The following is a 15,597-nucleotide window of genomic DNA, read 5'->3' as shown; positions in this document are numbered from 1 at the left end:
CACACCGTTGCGGGCGTAGTTCAATGGTAGAACGAGAGCTTCCCAAGCTCTATACGAGGGTTCGATTCCCTTCGCCCGCTCCAGACTCACTTCTCCTGAAGTCTACCAAACTCAATTTTTCCCTGAACAATCAACCACTATAGCACTCTGTTTTTGAAATAATCATCAGGTGAATCTCTGGATGTTCTGTCCTGGGTACTTTCGGTTATTTGAGGTTTAGCGTCCACTCTAAAAAGCGCAGTGCTCGCCTCAATAAGTCCATTCGACAAGAATAAACCCCCAGATACCGGAAGTTGTCACCAATTCCTTCAGAAAAAGCCGAGTTGGTTTTCGCGTAGCGCAATCGAGAATATTTGCATTAATACGAAAATGATATTAAAAACAGGTGGTTAATTCTTTAGCGTTGCGTAAAAAAACAATACGGTATGAAATCTTCCTGGTGCTTCGTTATGTCATGGTTATCACAGATAAATACCTATCCCGCCTAATGTTACCGTTAACATTTAGTGTTCACGTTCGTGACTATTTCACTTGGTTGTTTTTGTTCGATCTTTAATCGAATTCGCTATCTTTGTTAATGCCAAAGGAATTGACTAGAGTAAAAGTAAAATTTACATGAATGCAATGTTTTGAAATATCATTTCATTCGTCGGCTATTAATAAGTTGGCGGTTTTTAAGGTCTTTTATATTTTCCCATTAAAAATACAATGACTTTTATTTGTGGTTGTTTTATAAGGTTTTTTTATGAAATTATGCATGTTTAAGTAATAGCCCCCCATTATTTAAGTGGGCTTGATAAAAAGTGCTATATGCTGGTTTATTCATTGGGGTAATATATTTTTACAGGTTATGCTTTTCGTGTGGATATATGAAAAAAAATGCCAGCAGTACATTGCGTCGCCCGCGTTTACACCGTTTCGCTCTTGAAGCTCGTCAGCTATTCGATGGCGCCGCCATTGCTGAAACGGCCCAGCATGCCGATACGGGCAGCGATGCCGCACATGATTCCGCCCATGATACCTTCCATCCGGTAACGGTCGATCACGCCGCCTCCGCCCAGCCGGCGGCGGGCAAAGAGGTCTTTGTTATCGACAGCCAGATCAAAAACTGGCAATCGCTGGTATCGCAGTTACCACCAAACAGCAAAGTGGTGGTTATCCACGAGGGCAGCTCTGGTCTGAGTCAGCTCAACCAGGCGCTGGCGGACGAAAAGCAGATCTCCGCAATACATATCTATAGCCACGGTGAAAGTGACGAAATCACCCTGGGCAGTGACATCATTACCGCGCAGAATGTCGCGACGCTGCAGCCGCAGCTACAGGCGCTGGGCGACAAGTTGACGGCCGACGGCGATATTCTGCTCTACGGTTGCTCCGTTACCCGCAACGACACGGCGCTGGTCAGCCAGTTAGCCGCCTTAACCCATGCCGATGTTGCGGCATCCTCCGATGCGACGGGGAGTCGCGATGCAGGCGGGAACTGGGCGCTGGAAACGTCCGTTGGTACCGTTGAGGCCCGCACGCTGGCGCTGGACTATGCTGGCCTGCTTGAGACTCCGACGTTAAAAAACGCCGGGGGCGACCTGATCGTCAGCGAGCCGTCGGTGCTCACCCCCGGCAAAGACGTGGGACATTTTAGCGGCTGGACGATTGACCAGAGCAACCCGTCCGCGGAGGTGATTCTTAACCTCTACCTGCAGGATGGCACCAAAGGCACATTGTCCGATGGCGTTCAGCCTGCTGACAATCACTTCCTGAGCTTCAGCGGCACCGCTGCCGAGGCGCAGGCGTGGCTAAACCAGCTCACCTTTACCGCCGCCGACAGGGAACTCGGGAATCACACCGACACCACTGGTGTCGATATTTATGTGTTTAATGATTCCGGTGGCAGTACCTGGCTGACGCAGCGCATTATTATTACGCCTGCAAACGACCCGGCGGTTATCAGCGATAGCAGCCTGCTGGTGCCGGAACGTAACGGCAGCGGCACGGTTATTGATGCCTCGGTGCTGGCGATCCGCGATCCCGACCTGGCCGTGGGGGCGCAGACCCCAGTGCAGATGGTCTATAGCCTGACGGCGCTGCCGCGCTATGGCTACCTGACCCTCAACGGCCAGCGCGTTGGCATCGGTTCGGTCTTCACCCAGCAGGATGTGATAAGCGGCGCGGTGAAGTATGTTCATACCGCTACCGGTGCTGACCAGAATACCGCCGACAGTTTTTCTGCCAGCCTGAACGACGGCGCCACCCCGGTGAACCAATCGAGCAATGTCACGGTAACGCTCAATATCCAGCCGGAAAACCAGCCTCCGAGCGTGAGTGGCAGCGGCATCGTGTTTGAAGGCCAGCCGCAGAACGCCGATTTATCGGGCAACGTGGGGCGTTATATTGAAGCAACCAGCGGTGATGACCCGCAGGATAGCCAACTGACGCTGACCATTACCCAGTTGCCTGCTCACGGCGCGCTCTATTTTGACGGTAAGCCGATCCAAGCCGGGTTTAGCTTCAGCTATGCCGATAAAAACAAACTGACCTACAGCAATGACGGCACCGAAGGCGTTAACCAGGATACCTTCGGCGTGCGCGTGACCGATCAGGGGGGCGGCACCGGTACGCCTGCCAGCAGCGACGGGTTAATCACGCTGACGGTTGATAGCGTGAACGATAACCCGATCTTTGACCACAACAGCAGCCAGACCGCCACCGTCGACCCGACGCACGGCAGCGTGGTGCTCACCCCGGCGATGCTCAATGCCACCGATGTGGACTCCAGCGACGGCCAGATCAGTTTTGTGGTTAACACCAACAACCTGTCGCACGGCTACCTGACCCTCAACGGCCAGCGGATGCAGAACGGCGATACCTTTTCCGTGGCGGATATTAAAGCCGGGCGTGTTAGCTACGTGCAGTACCGGGACACCGCGGCTAACGAGCAGGACAGCTTTGACTTCCAGGTGATTGACCACGCGTTGAATCTCTACTGGGACGCTAACGGTAAAACCAACATTCGTGAAGGTGGCGTCTATGATGGCGATGCGCCAGGTTACGCGCTGACTGCATTCCGCTTTAACATCGCGCTGGCTGACAAAGCGTCGAATCCGCTGCCGGGGAACGTACCGACCGTCGATCAGCCCGTTGTGACCACGGTTTCGCCAGTGTTCGGTACCAACGTTAACGATCCCAATGCGCTGACCCACGGGACCCTGAACGAAGGGGGAACGCTGGTACTGGCGGGCACCGGCAACATCACCGATGCCACGCCGGGGTTGAGCTACACCTTACAGGGCGTTGATGCCAGCCAGGTTATCTATACCTGGCTTGGCGATGCCAACGTCAGCGGGAGTCTGTCGGTACAAAAACAGGTCAACGGTGCCTGGGTTGCCCTACTGCCGCTGGAGACCTTCACCCAGGCTGATGTCAACAACGGCCACATCCGTTTTGCCCACGACGGCGGGGAGACCTTTACCTTCAATGCCAGCTTTACCGTTACCGCCGGGCGGGTCACCCTGAATGCCAACGGTGACCCGGTGCCTGTGGTTGAGCGTATCAGCGTCAATGTCTTCGTTACGCCGGTGAACGATGTGCCGACGATCGGCGGATCGTCCAGCAATGTGCTGGCAGAAGGTGAAACCCTGGTCATCACCCGCGGTATGCTCTCGGTCGGTGACCCGGATGATGCCGATAGCGGCGCGCCGTATGAAAACAGCAACACCCTGAACGGCAAGACCAACTACGCCCTCAATAATGAGGCGACCGGCGCGAACGCCCTGAAGATGGTCTTTAAAACCCTGCCGACGGGCGGAACGTTGCAGTATTTCAACGGCAGCAGTTGGGTCACCATCACCGCGTCCGACCTCAATACCTTACAGCTGGACGCCTCGCTGCTGACCAATGACAGCAGCAGCGGGTTACGTTTCGTCAGCGACGGCTCCGAGATCCGCAACACCAGCTTCTCGGTAGTAGCAATTGACCGCTGGGGCGCGCAGTCGCTCAGCGCCGCGACGGTGGGGTTGGTGATCACCAACATCAACGATGGCCCACAAATTGCGACCACGCCGACGGAGGCAGACCCGGTAGTCAGCGCCGAATCACCGAATATGGCGGGCGGTACACCGGCCAATAATCCGTTAACGGTACGTGAAAGCGGCTATGAGAAGATCACCAGCGCGATGTTACAGGCTTACGATCCTGACAGCAGCGCGGAACAGGTACAGTATACGGTCACCCAGTCCCCGGCCTTTGGCCGCCTGGCGCGCTCCACCGACGGCGTTAACTTTAACGTGCTGGGCGGCGGCTCCTCCTTTACCCAGCAGGATATCGCCAACGGCTACATCTATTATCTTAACGACGGCGTTGACCGCAGCAGCGCTCAGGATGGATTTACCTTCCGTATATCCGACGGCGATAAAGAGCAGGCTGGCAATCGGTTTGTGATCGACATTACCCCCGCGAATGATGCGCCAACGGTAAGCGACCCTGGCGGCGTCATTAAGGTAGGGGCGGGGGCCACGCCGGTTACCGGGTTTACCGTAGCCGACCCGGATCTGAGCAGCGGTGCGACCAACGTCACTGAACGCCTGCAAACCACCGTACGCCTGCTTCATGCCGATGGTTCGGCCTTTACTCAGGCGGAATACCACGATGTTGTCTTTGGCATTACGAACGTAACCGGGCTTGGCGTGGCGGGTGGCAACGGCGATCTGCTGGTGCTGACCGGCAGCGTGGCGCAGATCAACAGCGCGCTGGCGGGGCTGACCGTCGCTTTCAGTGACGATCACAACGCGGTGTACCAGATTCAGGTCATCACCGATGACCGTCTACGCGATAACAGCGGCAATCTTACCGGCAGCGCCAACGGTGGCCCGGTGAATGAAGTCATCTCCCCGGCGTTTGGTCAGAAACCTGGCGCGGTGGACGGCAAAGATTACAACTGGTACACCGATGGCGTGCCGGTGAACGACGGCAATATTGCGGCCAGCGCCGTGACCCTGCTGGCGTCGAGCATTAACGATCCCGGTATCCTGACGGGCGACACGTCGATAACCGTTCGGGAAGATCAGATGACATTTATTGGCGGCAAATTCGTCGTCAGCGACGTAGAGTCGAACGCCTTCGGCCTGCCGGTGACCGTCACTTTGCACGTCGCGCAGGGCCAGCTTGGTATCGGTGGCGATGGCGTACAGAGCGCAATGAACGGCGTGACCATCAGCGGTGATAACAGCGGCACGCTGGTGTTAACCGGCAAGGCCAGCGCCATTCAGGCACTGCTGAACGATCCGACGCTGGGGTTAACCTACCTCAGCGCGCTCAATGCCAACCACGATCAGAACGGTAGCGCCGATGGCGACGTGACGCTCACCGTCAGTCTCGACACGCAGGCTTCCACGGTGGGCGCTCCGCAAGGTACCGCCCCGACCGATCTTAATATTGCACTGAACATCGAGGCCGTGAACGACACGCCGGTGGTGAACGCAGGCAGTAGCGTCATCCATCTGGACAACTCCGTCGGCAATGGCTTTACCCTCGTGCCGGGCTTCTCGGTGGACGATCCGGATCTCACCGACAGCGGGGGGATCGCCGATGGTGAAACCGATCGTCTGCGGGTGACCGTGCGCCTCACCGATCCGAACGGTACGCCGTTGCTGATTGCCGATTATCGCGGCAACACCGCAATTTCCATTACCTCCGGGGCGACCAACAGCGGCGTCACCATTATCACTAGCGGCTTCCCGCCGACCGATGGCGATCGTTCTCCGATCGTGATTGAGGGGACCCGGGCGCAGATCAACGCCTGGCTCGCACAGTTACAGGTGAAGATAACGGGGCTGGATACCGACGATGCGGACAGCTTCTACCGGGTGGAGGTGATTGCCGACGATCGCCTGCGCGACGCCAAGGGTGATCCAACCGGCAAGGCTAACGGTGGGCTGAACAGCGATGCGACCAACAGCAATGTGGTGAGAACCCCGACGACCGAAGTTGATCCTTACAGCGTTATTGCAACGGGACTGGAGAAAAACGTCAGCAGCGCCTCAACGCTGGTATTCCAGAGCTCCGTCAACGATGCCGCTGAGATCCGGCTGGGGAATAAACCGACTATCGAGGTTGACGAAGGCAGCAGCACCATCGTCCTGCCTCCTATCGTGGTGACCGATGTTGACGCTGGCAGCAACACTCTGACGGTCAGCGTTCAGGTGCCGCAAGGTTTTGTGATTGAGAAAATGGGCGGCAGCGGCGGGCAGGTGCAGGGACTGGGTGGCAGTACCGTGCGCTTGACCGGCACGCTCGCCGAAATTAACAGCCGCCTGGCAGCTATCACCGTTGATCTGCCGGATGTGGCAGGCACCGCCACCGCCGCAGACTGGAACGGTAGCTTTGGCGTGGTGGTGACGGTCAATGACAACGGATCTTCTGGCAGCCGTCCGGCGACCTTACCGGCAAACATGACCAGCAGTACCGACGATCCGGGTCGGGCGAATTACGCCGACCTGACCTCTGCGGCGATCATCACCACCCGCGAATTCACCTTTACCGTGAAGCCGGTGAACGATGCGCCGGTGGCTACCGGCACTCAGGTGACGCTCCCGGCGATTAGCGAAGATACCGCGGCGGCAAACCTTGGCGGCACCACGGTGGGCAGTCTGTTTGGACCGCTGTTTGACGACAGCCGCGACACCGTTGATAACAGCCAGAATGGCGGTGCCGACGGCAGCCGCAGCGATGCCTTCTGGGGTATCGCCATCAGCGGCCTGACGCTGAATGCGAAGCAGGGCGAATGGCAGTACTCCACCGATGGCGGCCAGAGCTGGACGGCGGTCGGGGCGCGCAGCGAGAACAACGCCCTGTTCCTGAACGGCGCGGCGCAGCTGCGCTTTGTTCCGGCGGCCAACTTCTTCGGCGATCCGAATCAGCTCAGCGTACGGCTGGTAGAGAACAACAGCAACGGCGACACCACCAGCACGGCGACCGAGCCGATGAACGGCAGCAGCGGTAGCACCCAGGTGCATGGCGGCACCTCGCTGTTCAGCGATCAGCTGGTTAAGCTCAGCCAGCCGGTGAACAACGTGAACGACAGCCCGCTGCTCAACGGCGCGACCTGGACCTTCCCGGAAGATGGCAACGTGCCGACGACGCTAGGCCAGCTGCTGGATGGCAGCTACAGTGACCAACGGGATAACCAGACCTCGGTGCCGGGGGGCGGAAATGCTAGCCAGCCGCTGACTTTGGTTGGCATTTATGGCGACACGACCGACCCGACCAAAGGCCACTGGGAATATCTGCATAACGGCACCTGGGAGCGCCTGCCGACTAACCTGACGGCAGACAGCGCCCTGATCCTGAGCCGCGATACTCAGGTGCGCTTTATCCAGACCGCCGATTACAACGGCCCGGTCACCGGCGGTTTGCAGCTTCGCGTGGCTGACTCCGACGATCCGTCACTGGTCGGTGGGGCGGGGCTCTACTCCCGGGTGAACTTCTATGACTATGCCGCAAGCTGGTCCACCGCCACTAATCACTGGTCGGGCACGGCGCTGCTGGGTGTGGCGATCACCCCAGTGGTGGATATTGTCAGCGACAGTGAGTCGATACACGCCGGGCGCGCGCTGACGCTGACCGCAGCGCACCTGCTCGGTAATGATTCGTTTGAAAACCCGGACCAGAAGATCACCGGCTATACCCAGCCTGCTCATGGCATGCTGACCTTTGATGGCACCACCTTCGTCTACACCCCGACCGGGGGTTACGTCGGTGCGGACAGCTTTACCTATACCGTCACCAGCGGTGGCGTGACCGAAACCACCACCGTCAATATCGATGTCACCAACATCAGGCCGGTGGCGGTGAACGACACGCGCACCATCAGCGAGGACAGCCCGCGCATCGACGGCAACCTGCTGAAAAACGACAGAGATGGCGACGGCGATCCCCTGACCTTAACCCAGTTTACCGTGAACGGCGTGGCCTACACGGCGGGCGCTACGGTGGTGCTGCCGGGCAACCGCGGCACCCTGCAGGTGCTCGCCGACGGCACCTATCAATACACCCCGGTGGCCGACTGGAACGGCAAGCTGGACATCGGCTACCAGATTTCCGACGGCAACATGGGCGGTACGGCGCAGGGTACCTTTACCCTGACGGTGGCCCCGGTCGCGGACGTGCAGAACGATGCTTACAGCGCCCATGCCGGGCAGTCGATCGATCGCGACGTGATGAGCAACGACAGCTTCAGCAACCCGGATCATAAAGTCACGGCGGTCACGCAGCCGGCTCACGGTCGCGTCACCATCACCGCCAACAACACCGTGCTGTACGTGCCGCAAAAAGGCTACGTCGGCACCGACAGCTACACCTACACCGTGACCAGCGGGGGGGTGACGGAGACGGCGACGGTGGCGGTGACCATGACCAACACCGTGCCGGGTACCGACAACTTCGTTGCTACCACGCCGGAAGATGTCAATGCCACCGGAAATATCCTGACCACCCTCAGCGACCCGGATGGCGACCCGATGACGGTCAGCGGCTTCACCGTCAATAACGCCAGCTACAGCGCCGGGCAGCGTGCGACGATTGCGGGTGCGGGCACCTTTGTTATCGACGCGGCGGGCAACTACATCTTTACCCCGGTCAGCGACTGGAACGGCAAAGTGCCGACCATCAGCATTACGGTCAGCGACGGCAATCTGGGCGGCACCAATAGCGCGCTGCTGGATATCACCGTCACGCCGGTGGTCGATGTGGCCGACGACACCGCCACCACCCACGCCGGGAAAGCTATCACTATCGACGCGCTGGCGAATGACAGCTTTAAGAATAACGGCAAAGCGATTACCGCCACCTCTACGCCGCAACACGGCAGCGTCAGCATTGTTGGCAATCAGCTGGTCTACACCCCGCAGGCAGGCTATGTCGGCAGCGACACCTTTACCTACACCGTCACCAGCGGCGGCGTCACCGAAACCGCCACCGTGGTGGTGTCGATGACCAACACCGCCCCGGTTTCCCGCGATGTTTCACTCTCCACCAACGAAGACCACGTGTTGAACGGTACGGTTAGCGGGACGGATGCAGACGGCGATACGCTGGTGCTGACCGGCTTTACCCTTGAGGGTAAATCTTACGCTGCCGGACAAACCGCGACGGTGGAGGCGGGGACGCTGACCATGAACGCGGACGGCAGCTGGGTGTTTACCCCGGCGGCGGACTGGAACGGCACCGTTCCTTTAGCGACCTACACCTTGTCCGACAGTAACACCGGCTTTACCACCAGCAATTTGCGCATCAGCGTGATCCCGGTGGTGGATGCGGTAAATGATCAGGTGGTCACCCATGCCGACGACGGGATAGTGATCGATATCCTCGACAACGATCTGTTCAGCAATAAACAACAGGTGACGATCGTGGCCGGGCACCCGGTTACCGGATCGAACCTGAGTACCTCCGATCAGGGCGGCCAACTGCTGGTGCAGAGCGATAATACGGTGCGCTATCAGCCGCCGGCCAATTTTGTCGGCACTGACACCTTCACCTACACCGTCACCAGCTATACCGGCGTGGTGGAGACGGCGACGGTGACCATTCTGGTGACCAACAGCAGGCCAGGCACTATCGACGACCGCCAGACGCTGTCAGAAGACCGTAGCCTGAGCGGACGTTTTAACGCTAAAGATGCCGATGGCGACGTACTGCGAGTGGTCTCCTTTAGCGCCGATGGTCAAAAGCTGGTGATGGGGAACGATACGAGCAAAACCATGACGATTGCCGGAGTGGGGACGCTGGAGGTCAATGCTGACCTCAGCTGGCAGTTTACCCCGATTGCTGACTGGAACGGCACCGTGCCGGTTATTACCTATATCGTCACCGATGGCAACCAGAACGGCAAGATTAACGGTACGCTGACGCTGATCGTCAAACCGGTGAGCGATGCCCGTAACGACACCGTGACGCTGCACGCCGGGCAGAGCGATACCCGCGATCTGCTGGCCAACGACACCTTCACCAACAGCGACCGCAAAGTGACCAGCGTGACCCAGGGTCAGCACGGCTCGGTCACCATCAACGCCGATGGCACCGTCACCTACACCCCGGTTTCCAGCTACGTTGGGCAGGATACCTACACCTATACCGTGACCAGCGGTGGGGTAACGGAGACGGCGACGGTCCTGATCACGCTGACCAACACCGCACCGGTGGTGGCGGATACCGCTCTCAGCGGGCCGGAAGATACCCCGCTGTTAGGATCGGTATTGGGTAACGCCAGCGACGTTGATGCCAGCGACGTGCTCCACGTCGAGAGCTGGAACCTGCCGGGAGAGACGCTCCCGCGCAACGTTGGTGTGCCGTACCAGATCCCTGGGATGGGTACCTTCACCCTGCGGGCTAACGGACAGTTTACCTTTGTGCCTATCGCCGACTGGAACGGCAGCGTGCCGACCATCACCTTTACGGTCAGCGACGGGCATCAGAATGGGCTGGTCACCGGGCACCTGGATCTGACGGTCACGCCGGTGGTTGATATCGCCCCGGATGCGGTGTCGGTGCATGCGGGAAAACCGCTGATCATCGATGCGCTGAAAAACGACGGCTTTGCCAACTCCGACCAGCACATTATCTCGCTGAGCAACCCGCTGCACGGCCAGGCTTCTATCCAGAACGGGAAAGTGATCTACCTTCCGGACGCGGGCTATGTAGGGACCGACAGTTTCACTTATACGGTAATGAGCGGCGGTCGCAGTGAAACGGCCACCATCACCATTGATGTGCGTAACACCCCGCCGCAGACTCAGCCGGATTGGGTCGTCAGCGCAGAAGATACCGGGGTGCTGGGCAACGTCCTGACCAACGACCAGGATCTGGATGGCGATACCCTACGGGTGGTGGGATTCACCGTGCAGGGTACTCACTACCAGCCGGGGACGCTTGTCACCCTCGCCGGGGTGGGCGTCTTTATGCTGCAGGCGGACGGCAACTACGCCTTTATGCCAGCGGAGGATTGGAATGGCTCGGTGCCGGAAATCTCCTACCGGGTGACCGACGGCAACAGCAACGGCCAGGTGAGTAGCCGACTGCGCATCACCGTGCAACCGGTGCAGGATGCCTTCAATGACAGCGTTAGCACTCACGCCGGGGTATCGGTGCTGACCGATGTGCTGGCGAACGACACCTTCAGCAACCCGCAGCGCGCCATCGAGTCCGTTACCCAGGGGACGCATGGCACCGTCACGATTGAAAACGGCGAGGTGCGCTATACCCCCGTTGCCGGGTATGTCGGCAGTGACACTTATACCTATACGGTATTCAGTAACGGCGTGCGGGAGACGGCTACCGTCACGGTGGATATCCGCAATACCCCGCCGACCTCCGCCGACTTCACGCTGACCACTGCAGAAGATACGCCGGTGAGTGGCAACGTGATGGACCGGGTCAGCGACGCGGATAACGATGCCCTGACGCTCACCCGGTTCACGGTGGACAACGTGACCTACAGTGCCGGGCAAACCGCCGTCATGACGGCAGGTACCCTGGTCATGCGCAGCGACGGCAGCTGGACCTTCACCCCGGCCGCCGACTGGAATGGTGCGGTGCCGGCCATTCAATTTACGGTGTCCGACGGCAACGACGGCGGCCTCACCCACAGCACGCTGAACATTGGCGTGCTGCCGGTCGGGGATGCGTTCAACGATTACACCGTCGTTCACTCGGATAACCCGGCGATCATCCCGGTGCTCGGCAATGACACTTTCACGACCCCGGACGCCAGCCTGACGCTGACTGCGGGCACGCCAGTGGCGGGTTCGCTGTTTGGCATCACGGCGCAGGGCGGGCAGGTGCGGGTGCTGAGCGACAACACGGTGCAGTATCTGCCGCCGCAGGGTTTCACTGGCGTAGACAGCTTTACCTACACCGTCACCACCCCGGATGGACATCAGGAAACGGCCACCGTGACCATCGCCGTGGCGAACAGCTCGCCAGCGGCCCCGCAATTGGCGCTGATTACGCCGGAAGATACGCCGCATCTGGCGGGGGAGTTTACTGCCACCGACCCTGAAGGCGATGTCCTGACCCTACTGTCGGTGAGCGTGAATAATGTCACCACGCTGTTGGATGGCGCGAATGACAAGCTGGTGAACATTCCGGGCGTCGGCACCTTACAGGTCTTCGCCAACCGCGACTTTATCTTTACCCCGGTCGCTGACTGGAACGGTATGGTGCCGGAAATCATCTACACCGTGACTGACGGCAAAAACAACGGTGCGGTGGACGGCACGCTGTTTATCTTCGTCACCCCGGAGGTCGACGCACACAACGACAACTACAGTCTGCATGCCGGGCAGTCGTCGCTGCAAAGCCCGATGGATAACGACACCTTCAGCAATGCCGATCGCACCATTACCGGCGCCAGCCAGGGCCAGCATGGCCGGGTGACTATCAGCCCGGATGGCCAGCACATTATCTATACCCCGGACCCGGCCTTTGTCGGCCAGGATACCTATTCCTATACCGTGACCAGCGGCGGGCGCACCGAAGTGGCGCTGGTAACCGTCACCGTCACCAACAGCTGCCCGGTGCTGACGCCGCTTGCGCCGGTCTCCGGGCCGGAAGACAGCGTGCTTGCGGGCAACGTCATTGCTAACGTGCATGACGCCGACCCGACGGACACCCTCAGCGTCGTAAGCTGGTCGCTGTCAGGGGAAACGGCACCGCATCTGCCGGGCAGCGGTTACACCATTCCGGGGATGGGCACTTTTACTCTGAACGCCGATGGTGGCTATACCTTTGTGCCGGTGGCGGACTGGAACGGCACGGTGCCGGCCATCACCTTCACCGTCAGCGACGGCCACGATGGCGGTCAGGTCACGGGGCAACTCAACCTGACGGTCACGCCGGTGGCTGATGCGCAGCCGGACTATCAGCGGGTGCATGCGGGTCAGACGCTGGTGGTTGACGCACTCAGCAATGACAGCTTCAGTAACCATGATAAGCAGATCGTCTCGACCGGCAGCGCCGGACACGGGAAGGTGCTTATCACTAACGGCAAAATGACCTATATCCCGGATCAGGGGTACGTTGGGGTCGACAGCTTTACCTATACGGTGATGAGCGGCGGGGTGCTGGAAACCTCGACCGTGACCGTTGAAGTATGGAACAACGCGCCGCAGCCCCAGCCGGACAGCAAGGTGGTAGCGGAAGATACGCTGGCGACCGGCAACGTGCTGGTCAACGACCATGACGGCGACGGCGACCCCCTGAAAGTGGTGGATTTCCGCGTCGGCACGCTGCCGGGCGTATTCCAGCCGGGCAGCACCGTGACCATCGCGGGCGTGGGGCAGATCACGTTGCAGGCCAACGGCGACTACCTGTTCCGCCCGGTAGAGGACTGGAACGGCACGGTGCCGCAAATCAGCTACACCGTATCGGACGGCAACCAGAACGGCCTTGCCTCGCAGACGCTCGATCTCAGCGTCAGCCCGGTGGTGGACGCGAACCAGGACGGCGCGACGATCCACGCCAGCTTCCCAGGCACCATTGATGTACTGGCGAACGACACCTTCAGCAACCCGAACGCGACCCTTATCGGCGTCAGCGCGCCGATGGAAGGCACCGCGGCCATTGTGCTGGGCAAGGTGGTCTACACGCCGCGCCCGGGCTTTGTCGGCTTTGACAGCTTCAGCTACACCGTGCGCAGCGGCGGCGTGGAAGAGACGGCAACGGTGGTGGTATGGGTCACCAACCAGGCGCCCGTCGCTCACGACGTGAGCACGCAGATGAATGAAGATGGCGGTACCTTGCAGGGCCAACTGCCGATTACGGATGCGGATAATGACGTCGTGCGGGTGACCGGCTTTACCGTTGACGGCGATCCTGGCCACTATGACGTGCCTGCCAACGGCAGCCGCACCGTCGTTATTGCTGGCAAAGGCACCTTAACCTTGACCAGCGATCGCCAGTTCAGCTTCCGTCCTTTTGCTGACTGGAACGGCACCGTGCCGGTCATCACCTGGGAGGTCACTGACGGCAACGACAACGGTGACACCAGCGGCCGACTGGCCATTGTTGTTAACCCGGTGGCCGACGGCGTCGACGATCGCGGCGCGCTGCTGAAAGGCGGCGAACTGGTGACCGACGTACTGGCGAACGACACGTTCGAAGATCCTACCCGTCAGGTTACCGGCGTGAGCCAGGGGCAGCATGGCAACGTGACGCTGCTGCCGGACGGCCGGATCCGCTACGTGCCGCAGCCGGATTATGTCGGCGCCGATCGCTACACCTACACGGTGACCAGCGGCGGCGTAACGGAGACCGTCACCGTGGAGGTACTGGTCAAGCCGGTGCTGGAGTTGACGGTCTCTGAAGAGGGGCTACGCAATAGCAACGGCAGCAACATCACGACCGGGACGCTGCAGGTCTCGGCCTTCGATCCGGCGCAGACCCTGACCGTCAACGGGCGCAGCTTTACCCTGGCGCAACTGCAACAGTTCTCGGCGCAGCACCCTGGGCTGGTGGACTTTGGCTTTGGCCGTCTGGAGATCGTCAACTATGCCGTCAGCGATGCCACCCACGGGGTGCTGAGCTATCGCTACGTGCAGACCCAGGCGATGACGCATCAGAATGCGGTGCCGCAGCACATCACCTTTAGCGTGACGGTGAATGGCGAAATCGGCGGTGAGCTGAGGCTCACGGTGCTTGACGATGCGCCGCAGGCGCAGCCGGACAGCGCGGATATTTACCAGGATCGGGCGCAATACAATCATAGCGGCAACCTGTTTGCCAACGACACCGCGGGGGCGGATGGCCCGGCGGCCAACGGCCCGGTGGTGGCGATTACCTCGGACAACACCGGTCGCGCTGGTCAGGTCAACGGCATCACTCACGGGGCGTATGGCGAGCTGCGCCTTGATGCCAATGGCAACTGGCATTACGAGATCAACCGCAGCGATTCCCGTGTCGCCAGCCTGGATGCTAATGCCACCCTGCGTGAGGTCTTCGTTTACACCCTTCAGGATGCTGACGGCAGTACGTATCAGTCCACGCTGACGGTCGTGATCCACGGCGTGACGCCAATGCCGCTGGTTTCCGATCCTGACGGCTGGCGCGACGATCTGTTTGGCAAACGTCCAGAGCGGCCTTCGTCGCGTCTGAGCTTCACGCCGGGGCTGTTCATTCTGCCGATGGTGTATGAGCTGGAAAGCCATGACGCTATCCACGCTATCCGCGCCAACCACAAACTGGCGATGCTCGGCTATGGCATTGAACAGGCCGATGCGCCGGTAATGGAGCAGGCGGTACTGTTCCAGCGTTGGTACGACAACACCCGCCAGCAGCGGGATATCGCCGAGTCGGGCGCCAACACGCTTGGGCAAAATGCACTGTGGGATGCCTTCAGCCCCTTCAGCGTAAGACATGTCGATGAACGCGACCTCCCGCATGTGCCCGTTGAGCATCCACAGGCGAATCCGTTAGCGATGGCCCCGGCGAAAGAGACCGTTCACGCTGCGCCGTCGCTCACCGCACAACTGGCTGCGTTACACCGCCAGGAACCACAAAATACAATCGTACTGCCCGCCGTGGTGGTGAAGCAGGCCAAATGATGAATGA

Annotated in this window: 1 protein-coding gene and 1 tRNA gene; both read left to right on the top strand. The window is 59.7% G+C overall.

From position 1 onward, the window contains the following. Nucleotides 1-9: 9 nt before the first annotated feature. A tRNA-Gly gene (locus AB2B48_RS13780) sits at nt 10-83 on the top strand. Nucleotides 84-869: 786 nt separating this feature from the next. Further along, the gene (locus AB2B48_RS13775; RefSeq protein ID WP_368299419.1) at nt 870-15,590 is read left to right on the top strand and encodes an Ig-like domain-containing protein; all 14,721 of its coding nucleotides are present in this window, start codon (nt 870-872) and stop codon (nt 15,588-15,590) included. The last annotated feature ends 7 nt before the right edge of the window (nt 15,591-15,597 follow it).

The sequence above is a fragment of the Kluyvera sichuanensis genome (assembly GCF_040930405.1).
In the GTDB taxonomy this organism is placed as follows: domain Bacteria; phylum Pseudomonadota; class Gammaproteobacteria; order Enterobacterales; family Enterobacteriaceae; genus Kluyvera; species Kluyvera sichuanensis.
Note: the sequence above shows the minus strand (reverse complement) of the source record. Positions and strands in the feature narration are given on the sequence as shown.

What these genes read in the sequence shown, in the direction of transcription:
- AB2B48_RS13775 (WP_368299419.1), top strand. Translation starts at nt 870, where the DNA reads ATGAAAAAAAATGCCAGCAGTACATTGCGTCGCCCGCGTTTACACCGT.